This is a genomic window from Aeromicrobium sp. REDSEA-S32_B7, assembly GCF_001626145.1.
Lineage (GTDB): Bacteria > Actinomycetota > Actinomycetes > Propionibacteriales > Nocardioidaceae > Aeromicrobium > Aeromicrobium erythreum.
Genome location: NZ_LUNF01000080.1, coordinates 1 through 22,406, shown reverse-complemented (window position 1 = coordinate 22,406; position 22,406 = coordinate 1). Strand labels below are relative to the sequence as shown.

Below are 22,406 nucleotides of genomic sequence, written 5' to 3'. Positions count from 1 at the left end.
CACCGGGCCCACGCGCCCGCGCCGACCCGACGAGCTGGCCGCGCCGATCGCTGCGGAGCGGTCGAGCGACGAGGGCCTGGGTGCCGGGCGATAGCGTCACCGCATGACGTCGACGCACGAACCGCCCGTCGCCCCTCAGCACCCGGTCGTCCGCCGCCACCACGGCGACGAGGTCGAGGACCCGTACGAGTGGCTCCGCGACAAGGACGACCCACGCACCCTGGCGCACCTCGAGGCCGAGAACGCGTACGCGGAGGCCCGGACGGCGCACCTCGCCGACCTGCGCGGCCGGCTGTTCGAGGAGATCCGCTCGCGGACCCTCGAGACCGACCTCTCCGTGCCCGTGCGGCACGGCGGCTGGTGGTACTACTCGCGCACCGTCGAGGGCAGCCAGTACGCCATCCGGTGCCGCACCGCGGTCTCCTCCCCCGACGACTGGGACCCGCCGACGCTCGTGCCGGGCGAGCCCGTGCCCGGCGAGGAGGTCCTGCTCGACTCGAACGTCGAGGCCGAAGGGCATGACTTCTTCTCCCTCGGCGGGTTCTCGCTGAGCGACGACGGCAGCCTGCTCGCGTGGTCGACCGACGTGGTGGGCGACGAGCGCTACACGATCCGCGTCAAGGGCCTACGCACCGGCGAGCTGCTCGCCGACGAGATAGCCGGCACGAGCGGCGGCGTCACGTGGTCCACCGACGGCAGCCACCTCTTCTACACGACCGTCGACGACGCGTGGCGCCCGCACCGCGTCTGGCGGCACCGGCTGGGCTCCGACGCCGACGACGTGCTCGTGCACGAGGAGACCGACGAGCGGTTCTTCACCGGGGTCGGGCGCACCCAGTCCGAGCGCTACCTCGTGATCGGTGCGTCGTCGAAGATCACGAGCGAGGTGCTCGTCCTCGAGGCCGACGACCCGACCGGCGACTTCAGTGTCGTGGTGCCGCGGCGCGACGGCGTCGAGTACTCGCTCGAGCACGCGGTGGTCGCCGGACGCGACCTGTTCCTGGTGCTGCACAACGACGGCGCGGAGGACTTCGAGCTCGGTGCGCTTCCCGTCGACGCCGCACCGGTCGATCGACCGCTGCGCGAGGCGCTCGAGACGGTCGTGGCGCACCGCCCGGGCACACGCCTGGAGGGCATCGACGTCTTCGCGCGGTCGCTCCTGCTCTCCTACCGTCGCGAGGCGCTGACGCGTGTCGCCATCGCGAGCATCGACGACGACGGTCTCGGCGAGCCGCGCGAGATCGACTTCGGCGAGGAGCTGTTCACCGCGGGGGTGGGCGCGAACGCCGAGTGGGACCAGCCCGTGATCCGCCTGGGGATGGGGTCGCTCGTCACGCCCAGCACGGTGCTCGACCTCGTCGTCGAGACGGGCGAGCTGGTCGTGCGCAAGCAGCAGACGGTGCTCGGCGGCTACGACCCCGCCGACTACGTGCAGCACCGCACGTGGGCCACCGCCGACGACGGCACGCTGGTGCCGATCTCGCTCGTGGCCCGTGCCGACACCCCGCGCGACGGCTCCGCCCCCGCCCTGCTCTACGGGTACGGCTCCTACGAGATCAGCATCGACCCCGGCATGTCCGTGCCGCGGCTGTCGTTGCTCGACCGCGGCTTCGTGTTCGCCATCGCGCACGTCCGCGGCGGCGGCGAGCTCGGTCGCGCCTGGTACGACCACGGGGAGGGCGGCAGCGCCGGCGGGCTCCTCGTCGGCGCCGCCCTGAACCTGGCGCCCGAGGCGTTCGGCGCCGTCGTGGCGGAGGTCCCGTTCGTGGACGCCCTCACGACGATCCTCGACCCGAGCCTGCCGCTGACCGTCATCGAGTGGGACGAGTGGGGCGACCCGCTGCACGACCCCGACGTCTACGCCTACATGAAGTCGTACACGCCCTACGAGAACGTCGGCGAGGTCGCCTCCCCGCCGGTGCTCGCGGTCACCAGCCTGAACGACACGCGCGTGCTCTACGTGGAGCCCGCGAAGTGGGTCGCCCGGCTGCGCGAGCGGTCGACCGGCGAGGTCCCCGCCCTGCTCAAGACCGAGATGAACGCGGGCCACGGCGGCGTGAGCGGACGCTACGCGGCCTGGCACGAGCGGGCCTGGGAGCTGGCGTGGATCATCGACGTCGTCGGGGCGCCCCACGAGCCCCGACCGGCTGCGACCGATGTCGGTGCCGGCTCGTAGGCTGCTCGCGTGCTCCGCATCGCCACGGTCAACGTCAACGGCATCCGCGCCGCCCTCCGACGCGGCATGGGTCCCTGGCTCGAGGCTGCCGACGCCGACGTCGTCACCCTGCAGGAGGTCCGCGCGCCCGACGCGCTCGTGCACGAGCTGATGGCCGAGACCGGCTACCACGTCGTGCACACCGAGGCGGCCGCCAAGGGCCGCGCGGGTGTCGCGGTGCTCAGCCGCACCGAGCCCAAGGCGCACCGCGTCGGGCACGGCGACCCGTCCTTCGACGACGCCGGCCGCTGGGTCGAGTCCGACATCGTGCTGCCCGACGGCAGTCTCCTCACGGCCGTGTCGGCCTACGTCCACTCCGGCGGCGTCGGCACGCCGAGCCAGGACGAGAAGTACCGCTTCCTCGACCAGCTGCTGGTGCGCCTCGGCGAGCTGCGCGACCACGCCGACCACGCGGTGGTCACCGGCGACTTCAACATCGGCCACACCGAGCTCGACATCAAGAACTGGAAGGGCAACCTCAAGAAGGCGGGGTTCCTCCCAGAGGAGCGCGCGTACCTCGACCGCGTGCGCGACGAGCTCGGCTGGGTCGACGTCGCGCGGGTGCACGCCGGCGAGGTCGACGGCCCGTACACCTGGTGGTCGTGGCGGGGCCAGGCGTTCGACAACGACACCGGCTGGCGGATCGACTACCAGCTCGCCACGCCCGAGCTGGCCGCCTCGGTCAGCGCCGCCCGCGTCGACCGTGCCGCGACCTACGCGGAGCGGTTCTCCGACCACGCACCGCTCGTCGTCGACTACGCCCTCTGACGGTGGCACTCGCCCGCGTCCTCGGACCCGTCCGAGCGACCGGCCTCGGGGCCGGGTCGATGCTGGGGGCCGGCGTGTTCGTCGCGCTCGGCCCGGCCGTCGGTCGCACCGGCGTCTTCGTCGTGTGGGCGGTGCTGCTCGCGGCGCTCGTCGCGGGGCTCAACGCCCTGGCGTCGGCCCGCCTCGCGACCCGCTACCCCGCCGCGGGCGGCACCTACGTGTTCGCGCGGGAGCGGCTCGGGCCTGCCTGGGGGCACCTCGCGGGCTGGGTGTTCGTGGTCGGGAAGACCGCATCGTGCGCGGCGATGGCGCTGGCGGTGGGGGCTCACCTGGCGCCTGGTCACGCGACCACGCTCCCCGCCTCGCGACGCTCGGCGAGGAGGTGCGCGACCCGGCGCGCACCATCCCGCGCGCCGTCGCCGTCTCCTTCGCGGTGGTCACGGCCCTCTACGTGGTCGCCGCTGCGGCCGTCGCCCACGCGCTGCCCCCGGACGTCGCCGACGCCAGCGACCGGGCCGTCGCCGACGCGGTCGACACGCTGGGTCACCCCGCGCTCACCACCGCCGTGGCCGTCACGGCCGTGGTCGCGGCGGGCGGCGCGCTGCTGTCGCTGCTCGGCGGGGTCAGCCGCACCACCCTGGCCATGAGCCGCGACCGTCACCTCCCGCGGGCGCTCGCGCGCGAGTCGTCGCGCGGCGTGCCCGCGGCCGCCCAGGTCGCGGTGGCGGTCGTCGTCGTGGCCGCACTCCCGTTCGTCGACGCGGCGGAGGCCGTGGCTGCCTCGAGCGGCTGCGTGCTGGTCTACTACGCCCTCACCAACGCTGCGGCACTCACGCTCGACGGGACCGTCCTGCGGGTGCTCGCGGCGGCGGGCCTCCTCGGGTGCCTCCTGCTCGTCCTCTCCCTGCCGGTCGCCGGCGTGCTCTGGACGCTCGCGGTGGTCGTCGCCGGTCTCGCCGCCGGCCGCCTCACCCTCCGCCGCGCCGCGGCCTGAGCCGCCCGCTGCTCCCACTCCCCGCGTTTCGTGGAGTGGGAGTGCGGGCTCAGCGCAATACATCAGGTGCTGATATAGTTGGTTGCATGCAGCAACCTGATGTCGCGCGCCTGTCCCAGGCCCTGCGGGAGCTGGTCGCGGTCGTGTCCCGCGACTCGGCCACGCGAGGCCTGAGCCGCACGGCGGCAGGGACGCTGTCCGCGCTCGACCGGCACGGGCCCTCGCGGAACGACGCCGGAGCCAGGACGCCCTGATCGCCGCCCGACTCGGCCGCCTCTCACCCGACCGACTCGACGCCCTCGGCCACGCCGTCGACGCGCTCGTCGAGCTGACCCAGGAGGACCATGACCAGCCCCACTGACCAGACACCCGACACCGGCGGCCACGGCTCCGCCCGAGCAAGCCTGCTCGGACAGCCGAAGGCCGTCTACGCGGTCGCCTTCGCCTGCGTGATCTCCTTCATGGGGATCGGTCTCGTCGACCCCATCCTGCCCGCCCTGAAGGAGCAGCTCGACGCCACCGAGAGCGAGGTGACGCTGCTCTTCACCAGCTACCTCGTGGTCACCGCGGTCGCCATGCTCGTGACCAACGCGGTCTCCAGCCGCTTCGGCGCCAAGCGCACGCTCGTGGTCGGTCTGGCCATCATCGTGGTCTTCTCGGCGCTCGCGGGGTCGAGCGGCAGCATCGAGGGCATCGTCGCCTTCCGCGCCGGCTGGGGACTGGGCAACGCCCTGTTCATCGCCACCTCGCTCGCCGCCATCGTCTCGAGCGCGCGGGGCGGGTTCGCCGGGGCGATCATCCTCTACGAGGCGGCGCTCGGCCTCGGCATCGCAGCCGGCCCCCTGGTCGGCGGCACCCTGGGCAACATCAGCTGGCGCGGCCCGTTCTACGGCGTCGCCGTCCTCATGTCGATCGCGCTCGTCGCGACGGTGCTCCTGCTGCCGTCCACGCCGAAGCCCACGCACGCGACGCCGATCAGCGCCCCGCTCAAGGCGCTGCGCCACCGCGGCCTGGCGACGATGAGCGTGGCCGCCCTGCTCTACAACTGGGGCTTCTTCACGATGCTCGGGTACGCCCCGTTCCCGATGGCGCTGTCCATCACCCAGCTCGGCTGGGTCTTCTTCGCCTGGGGCGTCCTGGTCGCGTTCTTCTCGGTGGTCGCCGCCCCGTGGCTGCAGCAGCGCTTCGGCACGTCGGTCTCGCTCTACGCCGCCTTCACCCTCTTCGCCATCGACCTCGCGCTGATGGCGACCGACCCCACCGACCAGCGGCTCATGGTCGGCTGCGTCATCGCGGCGGGCATCTTCATCGGCATCAACAACACGCTCATGACGCAGGCCGTCATGACCATCTCGCCGGTCGAGCGTCCCGTGGCGTCCGCCGCGTACGGCTTCGTCCGCTTCATCGGCGGCGGCCTCGCGCCGTTCGCCGCCGGCCGGATGGTGCAGGCCTGGTCGGTGCACGTGCCGTTCGCCGTCGCGGCGGTTGCCGTGCTGGGCGCCGCGGTCGTCCTGTCCACCGCCCACCGGGCCCTGCGCGACGCCGACGCCGGGCTCGACGAGGACGGTCACGTCGTCCACGACGACGGGGCGCGCACCTTCGTGGTGCGCGCCCCGTCTGCTCGGGACCCCGGTCCGGCCGGTCAGGTCAGGTCAGTTGAACCGGACCTTCACCGACGCCCCCTTCTCCGACAGCACCCGGACCTTGACCCCCGCACCGGGCAGCTTCACGCCGTGCTGCGGCGCCTCCGCGTAGAAGTACTTCTTCGTGTCGTCGAAGAGCGGAGCGGCGGCCTGTCCACGGACGTACGTGGGCTTGCCGTCGGTGTGCAGCGTCATCGAGTCGGCCCTGCGCGTCGAGAACGGCGCGTCGTAGACCTGCACGCGGGCGCGGAACGGCTTGCCCGTCGTCCGGTCGATGATCGGTCGGGGCCGGGCATCGATCGGCAGGTTCCGACCCTCGCCCGGGTGGGTGATGGTGTTGTTGTCGGCCTGCGACGTGTCCCAGTAGGAGATCAACAGACCCTGCTGGTAGGCGTAGTGCTCGACCCAGTCGGGGCGCGTGCTCGCGAAGCCGAAGTTGTACGGCCCCGTCCGCAGGTACCGGTCGTAGGAGACGTACGAGCGGTGCCCCATGACGTAGAAGTTGTCGTAGAGGTCCGTCGTCGACGATCCCACGACGCTGAACCCGTCGAGGGTCCAGGCACCCGCACCGTCCTCCGCACCGTCCGACGTCAGCGTCGAACCGCCGGCGGTCACCGCGACGTCGTCGAGGAACAGGCCGGGCAGCGCGAGACCGCCGTCGGTCTTGTACAGGAACCGCAGCTGGACGCTCTCACCTGCGTAGGCGTCGAGCGGCACCGAGAGGTCGGTCCACGTCTTCTGCTCACCGTCGATGCCCGGGCGACCGGACGTGTCCTCGCCGATGGGCGTGCCCCCGACGGTCCCGTCGAGCGCGGTCCACGTCGAGCCGCCGTCGGTCGAGGCCTGGACGTACGCGTAGTCGTAGCCCTCCTCGATCTCGTACCTGACCTTCGCCGTCAGCGTCGCGTCGCTCGCGCCCGCCGGGATGTCGACCTTCGTCGTCATCGTGGTGGCGAGGTCGTCACCGGAGCCGGAGTGGAACTGCTTCGAGCCCGCTGCCGGTGCACCCAGGTCACGGGTGACCTCCTTCTTCGGGAGCACCACGACGGCTCCCTGCGCCTTCGCGGTGTTGTACTCCTGGGGCCCGAGCTCGAGCGTCCGCTTCTCCTTGGCCCCGACGACCTCGTAGTCGAGCCAGCCGAGCTGCAGCTTCTCCCACGCGCCCAGGTCGCCCGCGCGCTCGCCGAGGGCCTCGCCCTTGGCGTTGAGTCGCGACTGCGCCATGAGCGTCCAGTACTCGTTGCTGTTGTCGCCGCCCGCCGTGCTGTACGCGTCGGGCAGGCCGAGGTCGTGACCGTACTCGTGGACGAAGACGGAGAGACCGCCGTTCTCCGGCTGGACGGTGTAGTCGCCGATCCAGAGCCCGGTGTCGCCGATCTGCGTGCCGCCGAGGCGGTTCTGCGACGGTCCCGTGACGCCCTGGTCGGTGAGGAAGGCGTACCAGCGGTGCGACCAGATGGCGTCCTCGCCGTAGGTCGCGTCGCCGTCCTCCTCGCCGTGCCCGGCGTGGACGATCTGGAAGTGGTCGATGTAGCCGTCGGGCTCGTTGAAGTCGCCGTCGCCGTCGTAGTCGTAGCGGTCGTAGACGTCGTACTCGGCGAGCTGCTGCTTGATCTGCGCGTCGGTGCGGCCCGCCTTGCGCTGGTCGGCCACCCACTGGGTCGTGGCGTCCTGGATCAGGTTCCACGTCGAGGCGTCGTCGCGGCCGTAGCGGGCGGTGTTGTACTTCACCTTCACCCAGTCCGAGACGGTTCCGTCGACCGTGTAGCGACCCGACGACTGCGTCTCGTAGTACGTCTTGACCGACTCGGCGCCCTTGCCCTCCTTGAAGTAGAGGTCCTGGTAGTGCTGACGGTCGTAGTCGGGCTGCCAGACGGTCGAGTTGTCCTTCGTCCGGTCCGGCTCCTCGATCTGGTTGTGCTGCGGACCGTCGAACTTCTCGGGTCCGGGCGTCGACGGATCGGTGTCGGCGTCCGGGTAGTCGGGGTGCCGCTCGTCGCCGAACTCGGCGAGGATGACGAAGACCTTGTCGGCGCGCTCCTGCGACAGCTCGACGTACTGGTCCTTGCGCTTGCCCCTCGCGGCGCGCTCCTTCGCGCCGCGCGACGCCTTCGGGCTCGCGAGCGTCGCGGCGTCGGCCGGTGCGGCTGCCTCGCCGACCTTGACGACGGTGCTGCCGTTGCGGGTGACGGGCTTCGCCTCACCGCTCACGACGGACGCGACGGCCTGCTCGCGCAGCTCCCGACGCTTGTCCTCGAGCGGGTTCGGCAGGTCGTGGTCCTTCTGGACGCGGTCGACCCCCTGCTGCGGCGGCGCCTCGGCCGCCGTGGTCGGTGCTGCGAACGTGAGTCCGAGCGATGACGCGAGCCCGATCCCGAGCACGCATGACGTGACACGCTTCACGTGGTCCCCCCTAGGAACAACTGATGTCTCGGGGGCCGGTCGGCCCCCTGTCGCATCGGCGGGCCGGTGGGCTCGTCCGACACGAGGCTCGGGCCAACCTAAACGTTTCCTGAGGACGACGACAGTCTTGACTTCACCGGTGACTAGTACTAACGAACTAGTTCTTCGGCCGATCTCAGGTGAGGACCTAGTGCCCGGGACCTAAAGGTGTGAGACTGACCAGGTTCGGTCCCCGTCACCAGGAGCAGCATGCGTACCACCATCGCCGTCGTCCTCACCGCGCTCCTCGTGAGCCTCACGGGAGGCTCCGCCCACGCCGTGGTGCGGGTCAGCGTGTACTCCCAGCAGATCCTCGAGCAGACCAACGGGGTCCGGGCGAAGTTCGACCGCCCCAAGCTCGCGCTCAACAGCTGCATGGACGGCTACGCCGACTCCTGGGCCAAGCACCTCGCCACGCAGGAGAAGGCGCTCGTCCACCGCTCGTCCGCGTCGCTGCAGGCGATCATGAAGAAGTGCGGCCTGCGCAGCATCGGCGAGAACCTGGCGTTCGGCTACCCGGACGGTCGCAGCGTCGTCGGCCGTTCCACCGACAAGGTCTGCTCGTCCTCGTGCTCCAAGGTCAACTGGATGACCTCCGGCGGTCACCGCGCCAACCAGATGAACGCCGCGTTCCGCCGCATCGGCGTGGGCGCGTGGCGCGACAGCAACGACCGCTACTACTCCGTCGCGCTGTACGGACAGCCCCGCTAGTCGCCCTCGTCGGGTCGGGCCTCCGACGCGCCGAGACGGCGTTCGGCCCGCGTCGCGACCGTGTCCTAGGCTGGTGTCGTTGCCGTTGGATTTAACCGTGCCGGCAGCTCGGGGACCGCACACCGGGCGCTCTGCTCAGCGGGTGAAACGACGGACGACGCGTCCACGACGGTCGTGGACGCACCCGAAGGAGTAGTAGGAAAGATGGCAACCGGAACGGTCAAGTGGTTCAACGCCGACAAGGGCTTCGGCTTCATCGCGCCCGACGACGGCAGCGAGGACGTCTTCGCCCACTTCAGCGCGATCCAGACGAGCGGCTACCGCTCGCTCAACGAGAACCAGAAGGTCGAGTTCGACGTCGAGCAGGGCCAGAAGGGCCTGCAGGCGGCGAACATCCGTCCGCTGGACTGACCTCAGCACCGACGACACGGCCCCGCGGAGCGCATGCTTCGCGGGGCCGTGTCACGTCGCCGGCGCGTGAGGGACACGCGGCGACCGCACCGGGTCAGGTCTCAGAGGTGACCGGACTCGTCCCAGGCGTGCTGGGCGAAGTCGGTGCCCCGCTCGCGGACCGCCTGCGTCGCGTCCGTGGCGACCGGTCGGTCCAGGACGCCCAGCGGACGCCCGGGGAACCGGGCGGACGCGGCAGCGACGTCGGAGGGGCGGAAGTCGAAGGTCAGATCGTCCATGTTCATGAGGCTAGTCTCATGTTCGGCGGTCCGACACCCCTACCCGACGGTAGTCTTCGGCGGCGGCTCAGCGGACGGCGCGGCGTAGCTCGCCGAGACGTCGACGCACCTCGCCGGCACGGAGGTGGTCGACGTTCAACGGCGGCTCGAGCTGCTCCACGACGTGCTGGGCGAGCTCGCGGATCGCCTCGCGGTCGTGCATCGGCCAGGTGACGACCCGCAGGTGCTGCTGCATCCAGTCGGCGACCACCGGGTCGTCCAGGCCGTGTGCTCGTAGCGGCTCCTGCAGGATCGTGGCCAGCGCGGCACGGAAGGTCGACGAACGCGACCGCCCGTGCAGCTGGACGGTCTGCACGAGGTGGCGCACCGTCGTGACGACGTCGTCGGTGCGGCCCACGGCTCCCGCGTGGCCCACGTGCAGCACGCCGGCGCCGACAGGCAGCATCAGGCTGCGGTTGAGCACCCGGGCGCCCTCGGCGTCGACGTGCCAGGCGAACACCCCCGCGACCTCCTGGATCGCGTCGAGGTCCTGGGGCCGCACGGCGTGCTCGGCGCTGGCGAGATGCTCGACCGCCGCCAGCACGGCGTCGCCGGGACCATCCTGCATCGGACCTGCCTGTGCCAGAGGTGCCTGCTCGGCGCGACGCTCCGGGGGCGTCACGGGCTCCTCCTCGACCTCGGCCTCGGTCTCGACCACGGGCACGGGCACGGCCTCCTCGACAGCGACCCGAGGCTCGGCGACGACGGGCACGGGACGTGGCTCGTCGCCGCCGACCGTCACCTCCGCACCGGCGTCCTGGAGCACCGCGGCGAGGGGTCCGACGTACGCCTGGGGAGCGACGAGGTGCACCCGCCTGCCGGCCACCGGCCCGTCGAGGGACTCCAGACGCACCAGGACCCACTGCGCCCAGACGCCGCGGTAGACCGGGGCGAGGTCGGCGAGGTCGCGCGAGTCGGGCGAGACCCACTCCCCTGGCTCGAGCAGCCCATGCTCGGCCGAGAGCACGAACCACGTCGCGCCTCGTGCCTGCGCACGGAGTCGGGCGGCCTGGAAGCGGTCCGCGCGGTAGACCTCGCGGGCGGGGGCCGGCACGAGCACCCGCTCCCCCGCACCGGCGAGCAGCAGCACGTCGGCGGACTCGGCGGTCGGGTCGCGGACCTCCAGGCGAGGCCCGGCGAGCCCCGCTCGCTCGACGATGTCCTCGAAGGTCGCCAACCGCGCCGAGGGCCCCGGAGCGTCGTGCCGCGCCTCGACGTCGGGCTCGGGCCGCGCCTGGACGACGGTCGCCTCGGTGAAGGCCGACCTGGCGAGCCTCGCCTCGCGACGGGCCCGGTCGACGGGTGCAGCGGGGGGCAGCAGGTCGGCCGGGTCCTCGGGCAGGTCGGGGTCCAGCTTGCGTTCCTCGGGCGGGATCACCTCGTACAGACCGCGGGCGACACGCCGGAACAGCGACGACCTCACCGCGAACTGCGGCTGCTTGGGCCGACCGCCCTCGCACAGGCCCACCAGGTGCGCGCGGATGGTGGCCTGGCTCACCTCGGGGTAGCGTCGGGCGAACCACCGGTGGACGTGCTCGTAGCCGAACGGGTCGGGCATCGCGTCGGCGCACTCGTACATCAGCTGCCAGACTGGCTTGTCGTACTTCATCGCACCTCCCGATCCCCTGTGATGCCGCTCCTCGACAGGTACGCAGAGACCACGACCCGCGATCCATGACGCGACGGGACGTGGATCACAGGGAATGCGGGCGAGCGACGCGTCGTTCACGCTGGGGTACGACCCACGACGTCTCCGGAAGGAACCCCATGTCGACCATCGACCTCACCGCCCAGAGCTTCGAGGAAGCCGTCACCGGCGAGGGCATCACCCTCGTGGACTGGTGGGCGTCGTGGTGCGGTCCGTGCCGGCAGTTCGCACCCGTCTACGACGCCGCGAGCGAGCAGAACCCCGACGTGACCTTCGGCAAGATCGACACCGAGGCCGAGCAGCAGCTCGCCGGAGCCGCCGGCATCACGTCGATCCCGACGCTCATGGCGTTCCGCGACGGCGTGCTCGTCTTCAGCCAGCCCGGCGCGCTGCCCGCGCCGGCGCTCGACCAGGTGATCCAGGCGGTCCGCGACCTCGACATGGACGACGTCCACCGTCAGGTGGCCGAGGCGCGCGCCGCCGAGCAGCCGGGCACGCCCGACGCGAACGCCTGAGTCCGAGCCCCCACGAGCCCACCGCCCTGACCTCGGGCGGCGGCGCGTCGCGCCGAGGGGCGCGACACCACCACCGGAAGGGACCCCCATGATCCTGATCAACGTCAAGTTCTCCGTGCGCCCCGAGGCCGTCGAGCGGTGGCCGGAGGCCGTCCGCCCGTTCACCGAGGCCACGCGCGCCGAGGAGGGCAACCTGTTCTTCGAGTGGTCGCGCAGCCTGGAGGAGGAGAACACGTTCGTCCTGGTCGAGGGCTTCCAGGACGATGCCGCCGAGGCGCACGTCTCGAGCCAGCACTTCGCCGACGGCCTCGAGGCGATGCGTCCGCTGCTCACGTCGACGCCGCAGATCATCAGCCACACGATCCCCGTCGACGGCTGGGGTCGCATGGGCGAGCTCCAGGTCGACTGAACGCGCACGGGCCCCTGCGCCGTCGCCCGACCGCGTGAGGGACACTAGAGGGATGCCCACGACCACCGACCTGCGCGTGCTGCTGCGCCACCCGGTCGACTTCGTGGTCGCCGAGGACCCCGCCGCCTCGCGGTTCGTCTTCACCGCCCCCGACGGGGAGCACGAGGTGACGGCGAACGACGCCATCGGTCCGTTGAGCCAGGGCATCCGCACGATGAACGCGGACCCGTCGGTCCGGGCCTGGGCCACGCCCGCGATCCTCGCACTGCGGCTCATGGCCACGGGGCGGCTGGCCGCGCCCGACTCGTCCTCGGCGTCCCAGCTGCAGGACGCCGCGCGCTCCGTCGGTTCCGACGCAGCGTCGGGCCAGGCGAAGGTCCGGGGGTTCCTCGCGGCGCTCGCGGTCGACGCGCCCGCCGTCGCCACGCAGCCCCAGGACGACGCGGTGCCGGACCCGCAGGGCATGCGTCGCCGCAGCCGCCCGAGCGGCGCGGTGGCGCCACCGCTCGTGGAGCAGGCACCGGTCCGGCCGCGCACGTTCAGCGGACAGCTGGTGGTCACCTTCCGGCAGTCCGCCGACGCAGAGGGCCACGTGGCCGACGTGCGCCTGAAGGTCAAGCCGCTCGACGCGTCCTGGTCGGCCGTCGACGTCGCCGACCTGTGGCGTCGCGACGACCACCACTTCGGCGCGGGCGCACGACCCGGGGTGCGGACGCTGGTCAGCACCGCCGCCGCGGCCTGGCCGACCCTCACGCGCATGCTCGGCCGGCTCGACCAGGGTTCGGTACCCCTCACGGCCGAGGAGGTCGGCGAGCTCGGCCGCACCCGCGTCTCCAGCCTGCTGCGCTCCTACCGGGTCGAGGTGCTGTGGCCCGACGGACTGGTCCGCTCGCTCGACTCGCGCCCCACCGTCCGCCGGGTCGGCGACGCGATGCCGCACGACCGGCCCCGCGCGTTCGGCCGCTCGCAGGTGTTCCGCTTCGACTGGAACCTCGCCCTCGGCGACGAGACGCTCACGGCCGAGGAGCTCGACGTGCTGGCCGAGGCCCAGCACGGCCTGGTGCGCCTGCGCGAGCGCTGGGTGCTGGTCGACCCGGCCCGCACCCAGGCCCTGCTCGAGCGACGCACGCACGAGCTCACCGCGGTCGAGGCCCTGCGCGCCGCCGTGTCCGGCGAGATCGAGATCGACGACGTGCGCACCGAGGTCTCCACCGAGGGCTGGCTCGACGACGTGCGCCGCCGGCTCGCCGAGCACGGCTCGCGCGACCCCGTCGAGCCGTCGCCGCGGTTGCACGGGACCCTGCGCGAGTACCAGCGCGACGGCCTGCGCTGGATGGCCCAGCTCGTCGACCTCGGCCTGGGCGGCATCCTCGCCGACGACATGGGCCTGGGCAAGACCGTCATGCTCATCGCGCTGCACCTCCACCTCGAGGACCAGGCGCGCGCGGCCGGACGCCCCGTGGCCCCCACGCTCGTCGTCTGCCCCGCGTCCGTCGTGGGCAACTGGGTCCGCGAGATCGAGCGGTTCGCGCCGGGCGTCCCGGTCCGACGCCACCACGGCACCGGGCGCAGCCTGGTCGGTGTGACCGAGGGCTTCGTCGTCACGACCTACGCCACGCTGCGCCGGGACGCCGTCGACCTCGCCGACGTCGAGACCGGCTGGGGCGTCGTCGTCGCCGACGAGGCGCAATACGTCAAGAACGTCCGGTCCGCGGCTGCCAAGGCCCTGCGCTCGATCCCCACGCCGGTCCGCCTCGCCCTGACGGGCACGCCCGTGGAGAACGGCCTGACCGAGCTGTGGTCGATCCTGGACTGGACCACCCCGGGGCTGCTCGGCGGGCTCGAGGAGTTCCGGCGCCAGTGGTCGCGACCGATCGAGCGAGGCCAGGACCGCGACCGCGCCGGCGAGCTGTCGCGTCTCGTCCGCCCGTTCCTGCTCCGGCGTCGCAAGAGCGACCCGGGCATCGCGCCCGAGCTGCCCCCGAAGACCGAGACCGACTACCGGGTGCACCTGACGCGGGAGCAGGTCGGCCTCTACGAGGCCGTCGTGCGCGAGACGATGACGGAGATCGAGTCCAGCGAGGGCATGCAGCGCCGCGGGCTCGTAGTCCGGCTGCTCACGCAGCTGAAGCAGGTCTGCAACCACCCTGCGCAGCTCCTGCGCGAGCCGCGGGCCACGCTGACGGGCCGCTCCGGGAAGCTCGACATGCTCGACGAGCTGCTCGACGAGATCGTCGCCAGCGACGGCGCCGCCCTCGTGTTCACGCAGTACGCGCAGATGGGACACCTGCTCACCCGGCACCTGACCGAGCGGCGCATCCCCGTGCAGTTCCTGCACGGCGGCGTCCCCGTGCCGACGCGCGAGCAGATGGTCGCGCGCTTCCAGGCGGGCGAGGTCCCGGTCTTCGTGCTGTCGCTGAAGGCCGGAGGCACCGGCCTCACGCTGACCCGCGCCGACCACGTGATCCACTACGACCGCTGGTGGAACCCCGCCGTCGAGGACCAGGCCACCGACCGGGCCCACCGCATCGGGCAGACCAAGCCGGTGCAGGTGCACCGCATCATCGCCGAGGGCACCATCGAGGAGTCCGTGGCCGAGCTGATCGCGTCGAAGCGGGCGCTCGCCGACGCCGTCGTGAACGCGGGCGAGAGCGCGCTGACGGAGCTGACCGACGCCGAGCTGGTCGAGCTGGTGCGACTGCGCCGCTGACGGGTCGCCGCGAGCCGGGGGCCCTGCCGACTTGCCTTGGTACTACCTTTCGTGGCACGCTCGCGTGACCTGCCTCACGTCCTGTGTCGCCCCGCTCGGGTGGCCGTCGTCCCCTCACGTCCGGAGTCCCCGTGGATCCCATCGACCCCGTGCACGGGACCGGCGTCCTGCTGGCCATCGCGCTGGCCGCCGTCGTCCTGCTGCTCGTCCTCATCATCCGCGTCAAGCTGCACGCCTTCATCGCGCTCGTCCTGGTCAGCCTGCTCACGGCCGTCGCCACCGGCATCCCGCTCGTCGACGTGCCCACCGCGCTCACGTCGGGGTTCGGCTCGACGCTGGCGTCGGTGGCCCTGCTCGTCGGCTTCGGCGTGATGATCGGCCGCCTCCTCGAGGCATCCGGCGGGGCCCAGGTGCTCGCCGACACCCTCGTGTCGCGCTTCGGCGAACGCCGCGCGCCGCTCGCCCTCGGCGTCGCGGCCTTCCTCTTCGGGCTGCCGATCTTCTTCGACGCGGGCCTCGTGGTCTTCCTGCCCATCGTGCTCACGGTGGCCCGCCGGTTCGGCGGGTCGGTGCTGGTCTACGCGCTACCCGCCGCCGGCGCCTTCGCCGCGACCCACGCGCTCCTGCCGCCGCACCCCGGACCCGTCGCCGCCGGCACGGTCATGGGCGGCGACCTCGGCGTCGTCCTGCTGGTCAACCTGCCCATCGCGGTCGTCGCCTGGTACGTCGGCGTGTACCTGTTCTCGCGGTGGGTCGGGGCGCGGGTGCACGTCGACGTCCCGACGCTCCTGCTGGGCGAGGAGCAGGACGGCGGACCCGACTCGACGCCGCCGCCGGTCGCGCTCGTGCTCTCGATCCTGCTCGTCCCCCTCGTCCTCATCGGGCTCAACACGGTGCTGACCACCCTCGTGGCCGGAGGCACCCTCGCCGAGGGCCAGGCCTGGGTCGACGCCCTCGTGCTCGTCGGGACGACGCCGGTGGCCCTGCTGCTCACGCTGCTGCTGGCCATCGGGACCCTGGGACGACGCGGCCGCTCCCTCGCCGAGTCAGGAGCGCTCCTCGACGCCTCGCTCGGACCGGTCTGCTCGGTCATCCTCATCACGGGCGCGGGCGGCATGCTCGGCGGCGTCCTGCGCACCAGCGGCGTCGGCGCGGCGCTCACCGACTCCCTCGGCGGGCTGGGCGTCCCGCTGCTGCTGCAGGCGTTCCTGCTCGCGGCGGCGCTGCGCGTGGCGCAGGGATCAGCGACGGTGGCCCTCACCACCGCGTCCGGCCTCGTCGCCGCGCAGACCGCCGACCTCTCCGACGTGCAGGTCGCGCTGCTCGTCACGGCGGTCGCTGCCGGCGCGACGGTGCTCTCGCACGTCAACGACTCCGGCTTCTGGCTCGTCAGCCGGTTCTTCGGCCTGGACGTCCGCACGACGCTGCGGACCTGGACCGTCATGGAGACGACGCTGGGACTCAGCGCCCTCGCGCTCGCCGCCGTCGCCTACCCTCTGGTCGCATGAGTGGCTCAGTCCGGTCGGAGCTGACCGACGACCTCGACGCAGATCGCGTGCATCGCCGCGCGCGCTGCCTCGGCCTCCCCTGCAGCCACCGCGCGAGCGACCTCCGCGTGCAGACGTCGGGCCTCGGGCGCGGGCTCGGAGGGCATGAGGTCGTGGTCGGTGCGCCCGCGCAGCACCTCCTCCACGACGTCGCCGAGCGCGCGGAACATCGGGTTGCCGGTGCCGTCCAGGAGGAGCCGGTGGAAGGTCACGTCGAGCTCGAGGAAGGCCTGCAGGTCGCCACCGGCCCCGGTGCGCTCGAGGTCGTCGGCGAGGCGCAGGAGTCGACGCCGCGTCTCGGGCGTCGCGTGGGCGGCCGACAGCGCCGCGCTCGTCGGCTCGACCGCCGCCCGCAGCTGGGCCAGCTGGTGCAGCAGACGTCCGCGACCGGGCCCGGCGAGGCGCCAGCGGATGACGGACGGTGCGTAGTGGTCCCATCGTTCCTCGGGCAGCACGGTCACGCCCGTACGACGACGACTCTCGACCAGCCCCATCGACGCGAGCACCTGCACGACCTCGCGCGCGACGGTGCGCGAGACCTCGTAGTCCGCGCGGATCGCCTCGAGCGTCAGCGCCTCGCCCGGGGCGAGAAGACCGTCCACGATGCGTGGACCGAGGTCGGCCAGGACCTCCTCGTGCGCCGTCGGCATGAGGAGGACTCTAGGGCGTGCGGGGGCCGACGATGAACGGCGCGCTGCAGGTCGTCGTGATGGGCGTCTCGGGCACCGGCAAGTCGGCCGTCGGGTCGCGGGTGGCCGAACGGCTGGGTGTCCCGTACGTCGAGGGCGACGAGCACCACCCGGCGGCGAACATCGCGAAGATGGCCGCGGGGACGCCGCTGACCGACGACGACCGCCGCCCCTGGCTCGAGGAGCTCGCCGAGGTGCTCGCCAGCAGGGAGCGTGCCGGCACCTCGACGCTCCTCGGGTGCTCGGCGCTGCGCCGCACCTACCGCGACCTGCTCCGCGGTGGCCTGCCGGCAGGGACCGTCGGCTTCCTGCACCTGGTGGCCGAGCCCGAGGTGCTGCACCGACGCATGGAGGAGCGCGAGCACTTCATGCCCCCCAGCCTGCTGCGCAGCCAGCTCGCCACGCTCGAGCCGCTCGAGCCCGACGAGCTCGGCACCGCGATCGACGTCGACGCCCCGCTCGACGTCGTGGTCGAGCGGGGCGTCGAGGCCGTGCGCGCCCTCGCGGGACGCGGTGCCGCGCTGCGCTAGAAGGTGCCGCAGGTCGAGACGAACGGCGTGCCGGCCACCCGGCCCTCGAGGAACGCGAACGCACTCGGGAACCCGGCGACGGCCCCGCCGACGTGGGTCGGCGTCACCAGTGTCTGGAAGCGGACCTTCGCGCCCTGCGAGCACCATGACCGCGCCATGTCGCGGTCCTGCGCGTAGTCGACGACGTCGTCGAGCGCCGAGTGCGCGACGAGGCTCGGCACCGTCGGGCGGACCGTGCCGAGACGTCGCTCGGCGAGCGCAGCGGCGATGTCGGGTCGGCTCAGGTAGTCGGCGATCGGACGGCCGTCCTTCGTCAGGGTCGAGGTCTGCGTGAAGGCGAAGGATGCGACCCCGTCGATGAGGCACGAGTCCTGGACGCGGTCGAGGAACTGCTGTCCTCGCTCGTTCAGCAGGTCGCGGATCCGCAGCTGCGGCTCGGCGTCGTCGAGCGCCGCGACGGCGTAGCCGAGGAACGCCGCGTACGGCGAGCCGTCGAGCTTCGGGGCCACGCGCGAGAGGTCGGCGGGCACCGCACCGGCGTAGCCGCCCTTCAGCTTGAGCTCCGGCGCGTAGGACGACGCCAGCTCGAGGGCACCGGCGGCGGCGTTGCCCCCCTCGGAGTAGCCCGACACGAGGACGGGCGCCGTGCTCGTGACGATGCCGAGGCGCTGCGCGGCACGCACCGAGTCGAGGACGTTGCGCCCGAGGGAGCGCGGGTCGACGTACGGGTGCACGCCGGGGGTCCCGAGACCCTCGTAGTCGGTGACGGCCACCGTGTAGCCGCGGGCGAGGAGGCCCTTGATGAACGCCCCTTCGTACTCCGTGCCGGCGGCGAGCTGCTTCGAGGGCGCGCACCGGTCGGCCATGCCCTGCGTGCCCACGGCGTACGCGACGACCGGACGCTCCCCCGCGCCGAACCAGGCTGCCTTGGGCTTCAGGATCGTGCCCGTCACGACCGTCGGGCCCTGGGCGTTGGCGCTGGTATACATCACGCGGGTGACGTCGGCCGGAGCCCGCAGCGCCTTGAGCGGGTCGAGGTAGAACACCGACGGCTCGCTGCGCAGGACCGTGCCCGGCGCACCTGACGTGTCCGCGGGCGGGGTGTAGAAGTCGTCGGCCGACGCGGGTGGCGCGGCGACGAGGCCCGCGCCGAGCGTGGCGGCGAGGGCGAGCAGGACACGACGCCCCCGCGACGGACGTCGTCGGGACAGGACGGACTGAGACATGGTGGGACCCCCTCTGCGCGACACCCTCGGTCGCGCCCGCCCAGTGTGACGGTGAGTTACATCACAGGTCAACATCGAGGTGGGGGCGAAGGGGCGGACGTCCGACGTCGCGGGCGGTGGCCGGCCCGTGCGGGGCTGGATTGCGGACGTCTTCGAGAACCGGTTGGGTCGAGGGACCGACCGACCCAGGAGGACCCGTTGACCACCCTGTTCATCGACGGCCGGTGGCGCGACGCGTCGGACGGCGAGAGCCGCACGATCCGCTGTCCCGCCGACGGCCGCACCGTGACCACCGTCGCCGAGGCGACCTCCGCCGATGCGGCCGACGCCGTCCGCGCCGCCCGACGTGCCTTCGACGACGGCCCCTGGCCCCGGACGCCCGCACCGGAGCGCGCCGCACTGCTCCGCCGTCTCGCCGACCGGCTCGAGGCGGAGAAGGGGGACGTCGCACGGCTGGAGGCCCTCGACACCGGCAAGCGCATGGTGGAGGCCCGCATCGACATGGACGACGTCGTGGGCGTGTTCCGGCACTTCGCCGGCCTGGCACAGGCGGACGCCGGCCGCGTGGTCGACACCGGGCAGCCGCACGTGGCGAGCCGCGTCGTGCACGAGCCGGTCGGCGTCTGCACGCTCATCACCCCGTGGAACTTCCCTCTGCTGCAGACGTCGTGGAAGGTCGCTCCGGCGCTCGCGACGGGCTGCACGTTCGTGCTCAAGCCGAGCGAGCTGACCCCGTCGACGGCGATCTGGCTGGTGCGGACCCTCGCCGACCTCGGCCTGCCCGACGGCGTCGCCAACCTCGTCCTCGGTGCCGGGGACCGCGTGGGCCCGACGCTCACCGAGGCTCCCGAGGTCGACCTCGTGTCGTTCACCGGTGGCCTCGTGACCGGTCGACGGATCATGGCCGCGGCCGCGCCGACCGTCAAGAAGGTCGCCCTCGAGCTCGGCGGCAAGAACCCGAACGTCGTCTTCGCGGACGCCGACTGGGAGGCGGCGGTCGACAACGCGCTCACGGCGGTCTTCCTCGACTCCGGCCAGGTCTGCTCGGCCGGCACACGGCTCGTCGTCGAGGACTCGATCCACGACCGGTTCGTCGACGAGCTGGTCGCCCGCGCTGCACGCATCCGGCTGGGCGGACCCGACGACGAGCGTGCGGAGACCGGCCCGCTGATCAGCGCAGCCCACCGCGAGAAGGTCGAGGCGTACGTCGCGGCCGGCGTCGCGGAGGGGGCCGTGCTGCGCGTGGGCGGGGCCCGGCCCGACGACCCGGACCTCGCGGACGGCTTCTACTACCTGCCCACCATCCTCGACGAGTGCTCGGCCGACATGTCCTGCGTGCAGGACGAGAGCTTCGGGCCGGTCCTGACCGTCGAGCGGTTCACGGGCGAGGACGCCGACGCGCTCGAGGACGCGGCCGTCTCGATCGCCAACGACACGATCTACGGTCTCGCCGGGGCCGTCTGGACGCAGGACGCCGGTCGCGCCGAGCGGGTCGCGTCGCGGTTGCGCCACGGCACGGTCTGGATCAACGACTACCACCCGTACGTGCCGCAGGCGGAGTGGGGCGGCTTCAAGCAGAGCGGCATCGGCCGCGAGCTGGGCCTCGCCGGGCTCGAGGACTACCGCGAGCCCAAGCACATCTGGCACAACACCCGACCTGCACCGAGCGGCTGGTTCGGCGCCGACCCCACTCCGCAGGACTGACGGAGGTCACGCGCTGGCGACGACGTCGCCGTCGGACGTCCGGTGAGAGGCGGCAGGACCGGCCCAGGGGAAGCGACCCGGCCCCGCCGCCCGTCCCGAGAGAAGGTCATCCTCCCTCGCCCGCGCCGGTGAGGAGGGCGTCGGACGGCTCCTCCATGAGAACCGACCGTCAACGACAGGTCAAGGGTCTGGGCGTCACCGCTCGGCGGGCCAGTGGTTCTCCGCGACCAGGTCCGTCAGCGGGCGGGGGCTGGTCCAGTGCTCCTCCTCGAGCATCGGGCGCTCGTAGAAGGCCTCGACCGGCCCGAGGCACAGCAGCGCGACCGGCTCCGCACCGTCGGGCATCGCGAGCTCGCGCGCGACGACGGCGGGGTCGAACATCGACACCCAGCCCATGCCGTAGCCCTCGGCCCGCGCCGCCAGCCAGAGGTTCTGGATGGCGCACGCCGCCGAGGCGAGGTCCATGTGCGGCATGGTGCGTCGGCCGAACACGTGCTCCTCTCGTCCGTCGGGCAGCGCGACCACCAGCAGCTCGGCGCAGTCGAGGACGCCCTCGACCTTCAGCCGCATGAACTCCTCGGCCCGCTCCCCCATCGCCTCCGCGGTCAGCCGACGCTCGGCGTCGACGTGCGCGTGCAGACGCTGCCGGAGCGCGCCGTCGGTGACCCGGACGAAGCGCCACGGCTGCATGAGTCCCACGCTCGGCGCCCGGTGGGCGGCCTCCAGCAGCCGCGCCAGCACGTCGGCCGGGACCTCGCCGCCGGCGAAGTGCCGCATGTCGCGACGTTCCGCGATGACCCGGTGGACGACCTCCCGCTCGTGCGCGGCGTACGCGTGCTGGCTCACCCGGCGACGCTAGCAACCGACGGCGGCGATCGACGCGTCGGCCGGTCGCCGACTGTTCACCTCCAGGACAGGGACCTCTGCCAGGGTGCGTCGTTGAGATGACCGTGACCTTCTTCCGCCACGGGGTGGCCTCCGGCGACCCCCTGCCCACCGCCGTCGTCCTGTGGACGCGGGTGACCCCCACCGCGAGCGCCACGCCCGGCTCCGGCCGCGGACCGCGTGCCGAGGTCTCGTGGGTCGTCGCCCTCGACCGTGCCTTCCGGCGCGTGGTGCGTCGAGGCACCGCGACGACGAGCGCCGCCGAGGACCACACCGTCAAGGTCGACGTGACCGGGCTCGCCCCCGGCACGACGTACTACTACCGCTTCTCCTACCAGCGGGAGCGTTCAACGACCGGCCGTACCCGCACCGCGCCGGCGACGAACGCCGCACCCGCGCGGATGCGCTTCGGCGTCGTGTCCTGCGCCAACTACGAGGCCGGCTACTTCAGCGCCTACCGCCACCTCGCGCAGCAGCAGGTCGACGTCGTCCTGCACCTCGGCGACTACATCTACGAGTACGGCACCGGCGAGTACGCCATGGGCCAGAAGAACGTCGTCGTGCGCCAGGCCGACCCGACGCACGAGATCGTGTCGCTCTCGGACTACCGCCGTCGGCACGCGCTCTACAAGACCGACCCGGACCTGCAGACCCTGCACCGCTCCGTCCCGTTCATCTGCACGTGGGACGACCACGAGTCGGCCAACGACGCCTGGCTCCAGGGCGCGGAGAACCACGACCCCGCCACGGAGGGCTCCTGGGCGGCCCGTCGGGCCGCGGCCTACCGCGCCTACGACGAGTGGATGCCCGTGCGGCTGAGCGGCACGGCCCGGCTCGGCGACGGCACGCAGATCTACCGCCGGTTCACGTTCGGCCGGCTCGCCGAGCTCTCGATGCTCGACCTGCGCAGCTACCGCACCGCCCCGGGAGGCGCATTCACCCAGGTGCCGTCGCGCGACGACGCCGGCCGCAAGATCGCCGGCGACGACCAGATCGCCTGGCTGAAGCGCGGGCTCAGCACGACCGCCTCGCAGTGGAAGCT

The 22,406-nt window shown here is 72.6% G+C and carries 19 protein-coding genes and 2 pseudogenes; 15 read left to right on the top strand and 6 right to left on the bottom strand.

Annotated features, from left to right (window positions below; translation table 11 throughout):
- Positions 1-103: 103 nt before the first annotated feature.
- From A6Q79_RS06120 to A6Q79_RS06095, 6 genes and pseudogenes are all read left to right on the top strand, one after another.
- Positions 104-2,176, top strand: coding sequence for a S9 family peptidase (locus A6Q79_RS06120; protein ID WP_317697139.1), 2,073 nt, complete (start codon positions 104-106; stop codon positions 2,174-2,176).
- Between the two features lie 9 nt (positions 2,177-2,185).
- On the top strand, positions 2,186-2,983 hold the full coding sequence (locus tag A6Q79_RS06115; protein ID WP_067857022.1) for an exodeoxyribonuclease III: 798 nt from the start codon (positions 2,186-2,188) through the stop codon (positions 2,981-2,983).
- Positions 2,984-3,042: 59 nt separating this feature from the next.
- Positions 3,043-3,249, top strand: a pseudogene (locus A6Q79_RS06110) (amino acid permease); the annotation flags it as partial.
- A 116-nt stretch (positions 3,250-3,365) separates the two neighbouring features.
- On the top strand, positions 3,366-3,977 hold the full coding sequence (locus A6Q79_RS06105) for an amino acid permease (RefSeq protein WP_317697136.1): 612 nt from the start codon (positions 3,366-3,368) through the stop codon (positions 3,975-3,977).
- A gap of 86 nt (positions 3,978-4,063) precedes the next feature.
- The gene (locus tag A6Q79_RS06100) at positions 4,064-4,231 is read left to right on the top strand and encodes a hypothetical protein (protein WP_317697134.1); all 168 of its coding nucleotides are present in this window, start codon (positions 4,064-4,066) and stop codon (positions 4,229-4,231) included.
- Between the two features lie 90 nt (positions 4,232-4,321).
- Positions 4,322-5,452 (top strand): annotated as a pseudogene (locus A6Q79_RS06095) (MFS transporter); the annotation flags it as partial.
- Positions 5,453-5,629: 177 nt separating this feature from the next.
- Here A6Q79_RS06095 and A6Q79_RS06090 read toward each other — a convergent pair.
- Positions 5,630-8,023 carry an immune inhibitor A domain-containing protein gene (locus A6Q79_RS06090; RefSeq protein WP_286691077.1) on the bottom strand — a complete coding sequence of 798 codons (2,394 nt, stop codon included), beginning with the start codon at positions 8,021-8,023 and terminating at the stop codon, positions 5,630-5,632.
- 249 nt (positions 8,024-8,272) lie between these two features.
- On the opposite strand from A6Q79_RS06090, the gene A6Q79_RS06085 reads away from it, so the two are divergent.
- Both A6Q79_RS06085 and A6Q79_RS06080 read left to right on the top strand, forming a co-directional pair.
- Positions 8,273-8,773, top strand: coding sequence for a CAP domain-containing protein (locus A6Q79_RS06085; protein WP_067857008.1), 501 nt, complete (start codon positions 8,273-8,275; stop codon positions 8,771-8,773).
- A gap of 204 nt (positions 8,774-8,977) precedes the next feature.
- Entirely contained in the window at positions 8,978-9,184 is a 207-nt protein-coding gene (locus tag A6Q79_RS06080; protein WP_055967782.1) for a cold-shock protein, read from the top strand.
- 101 nt (positions 9,185-9,285) lie between these two features.
- Here the strand turns inward: A6Q79_RS06080 and A6Q79_RS06075 are convergent, their stop codons facing one another.
- Positions 9,286-9,462, bottom strand: a complete 177-nt coding sequence (locus A6Q79_RS06075; protein ID WP_158509198.1) for a hypothetical protein — start codon at positions 9,460-9,462, stop codon at positions 9,286-9,288.
- A 67-nt stretch (positions 9,463-9,529) separates the two neighbouring features.
- Positions 9,530-11,110 (bottom strand): DUF6884 domain-containing protein, encoded by a 1,581-nt coding sequence (locus A6Q79_RS06070; protein WP_286691078.1) that lies wholly within the window; start codon positions 11,108-11,110, stop codon positions 9,530-9,532.
- 158 nt (positions 11,111-11,268) lie between these two features.
- On the opposite strand from A6Q79_RS06070, the gene A6Q79_RS06065 reads away from it, so the two are divergent.
- From A6Q79_RS06065 to A6Q79_RS06050, 4 genes are all read left to right on the top strand, one after another.
- Entirely contained in the window at positions 11,269-11,664 is a 396-nt protein-coding gene (locus A6Q79_RS06065) for a co-chaperone YbbN (protein ID WP_067857001.1), read from the top strand.
- A gap of 88 nt (positions 11,665-11,752) precedes the next feature.
- Positions 11,753-12,073, top strand: a complete 321-nt coding sequence (locus A6Q79_RS06060) for a putative quinol monooxygenase (protein WP_067856998.1) — start codon at positions 11,753-11,755, stop codon at positions 12,071-12,073.
- Between the two features lie 52 nt (positions 12,074-12,125).
- The gene (locus tag A6Q79_RS06055; protein ID WP_289017651.1) at positions 12,126-14,783 is read left to right on the top strand and encodes a DEAD/DEAH box helicase; all 2,658 of its coding nucleotides are present in this window, start codon (positions 12,126-12,128) and stop codon (positions 14,781-14,783) included.
- A gap of 131 nt (positions 14,784-14,914) precedes the next feature.
- On the top strand, positions 14,915-16,291 hold the full coding sequence (locus A6Q79_RS06050) for a GntP family permease (RefSeq protein WP_286691080.1): 1,377 nt from the start codon (positions 14,915-14,917) through the stop codon (positions 16,289-16,291).
- A 5-nt stretch (positions 16,292-16,296) separates the two neighbouring features.
- On the opposite strand, the gene A6Q79_RS06045 is transcribed toward A6Q79_RS06050, so the two are convergent.
- A complete protein-coding gene (locus A6Q79_RS06045; protein WP_067856991.1) occupies positions 16,297-16,980 on the bottom strand; it encodes a FadR/GntR family transcriptional regulator in 684 nt (227 codons plus the stop codon).
- Positions 16,981-16,997: 17 nt separating this feature from the next.
- Between A6Q79_RS06045 and A6Q79_RS06040 the strand changes: the two genes are divergently transcribed.
- Positions 16,998-17,549 carry a gluconokinase gene (locus A6Q79_RS06040; protein ID WP_286691081.1) on the top strand — a complete coding sequence of 184 codons (552 nt, stop codon included), beginning with the start codon at positions 16,998-17,000 and terminating at the stop codon, positions 17,547-17,549.
- On the opposite strand, the gene A6Q79_RS06035 is transcribed toward A6Q79_RS06040, so the two are convergent.
- Positions 17,546-18,775 carry a lipase family protein gene (locus tag A6Q79_RS06035; RefSeq protein WP_067856985.1) on the bottom strand — a complete coding sequence of 410 codons (1,230 nt, stop codon included), beginning with the start codon at positions 18,773-18,775 and terminating at the stop codon, positions 17,546-17,548. The two genes, A6Q79_RS06040 and A6Q79_RS06035, sit on opposite strands and share 4 nt — an antisense overlap.
- Positions 18,776-18,973: 198 nt before the next feature.
- Here A6Q79_RS06035 and A6Q79_RS06030 point away from each other — a divergent pair, with 198 nt between their 5' ends.
- Entirely contained in the window at positions 18,974-20,479 is a 1,506-nt protein-coding gene (locus tag A6Q79_RS06030; RefSeq protein ID WP_067856982.1) for an aldehyde dehydrogenase family protein, read from the top strand.
- 195 nt (positions 20,480-20,674) lie between these two features.
- Here A6Q79_RS06030 and bluB read toward each other — a convergent pair whose 3' ends face one another.
- The gene (gene bluB, locus A6Q79_RS06025; RefSeq protein ID WP_067856980.1) at positions 20,675-21,325 is read right to left on the bottom strand and encodes a 5,6-dimethylbenzimidazole synthase; all 651 of its coding nucleotides are present in this window, start codon (positions 21,323-21,325) and stop codon (positions 20,675-20,677) included.
- Between the two features lie 98 nt (positions 21,326-21,423).
- On the opposite strand from bluB, the gene A6Q79_RS06020 reads away from it, so the two are divergent.
- On the top strand, positions 21,424-22,406 hold a 983-nt coding region (locus A6Q79_RS06020; protein ID WP_317697118.1), incomplete at its 3' end, for an alkaline phosphatase D family protein.

What these genes read in the sequence shown, in the direction of transcription:
- A6Q79_RS06120 (WP_317697139.1), top strand. Translation starts at nt 104, where the DNA reads ATGACGTCGACGCACGAACCGCCCGTCGCCCCTCAGCACCCGGTCGTC.
- A6Q79_RS06100 (WP_317697134.1), top strand. Translation starts at nt 4,064, where the DNA reads ATGCAGCAACCTGATGTCGCGCGCCTGTCCCAGGCCCTGCGGGAGCTG.
- A6Q79_RS06085 (WP_067857008.1), top strand. Translation starts at nt 8,273, where the DNA reads ATGCGTACCACCATCGCCGTCGTCCTCACCGCGCTCCTCGTGAGCCTC.
- A6Q79_RS06080 (WP_055967782.1), top strand. Translation starts at nt 8,978, where the DNA reads ATGGCAACCGGAACGGTCAAGTGGTTCAACGCCGACAAGGGCTTCGGC.
- A6Q79_RS06075 (WP_158509198.1), bottom strand. Translation starts at nt 9,462, where the DNA reads ATGGACGATCTGACCTTCGACTTCCGCCCCTCCGACGTCGCTGCCGCG.
- A6Q79_RS06070 (WP_286691078.1), bottom strand. Translation starts at nt 11,110, where the DNA reads ATGAAGTACGACAAGCCAGTCTGGCAGCTGATGTACGAGTGCGCCGAC.
- A6Q79_RS06065 (WP_067857001.1), top strand. Translation starts at nt 11,269, where the DNA reads ATGTCGACCATCGACCTCACCGCCCAGAGCTTCGAGGAAGCCGTCACC.
- A6Q79_RS06060 (WP_067856998.1), top strand. Translation starts at nt 11,753, where the DNA reads ATGATCCTGATCAACGTCAAGTTCTCCGTGCGCCCCGAGGCCGTCGAG.
- A6Q79_RS06055 (WP_289017651.1), top strand. Translation starts at nt 12,126, where the DNA reads ATGCCCACGACCACCGACCTGCGCGTGCTGCTGCGCCACCCGGTCGAC.
- A6Q79_RS06045 (WP_067856991.1), bottom strand. Translation starts at nt 16,980, where the DNA reads ATGCCGACGGCGCACGAGGAGGTCCTGGCCGACCTCGGTCCACGCATC.
- A6Q79_RS06035 (WP_067856985.1), bottom strand. Translation starts at nt 18,775, where the DNA reads ATGTCTCAGTCCGTCCTGTCCCGACGACGTCCGTCGCGGGGGCGTCGT.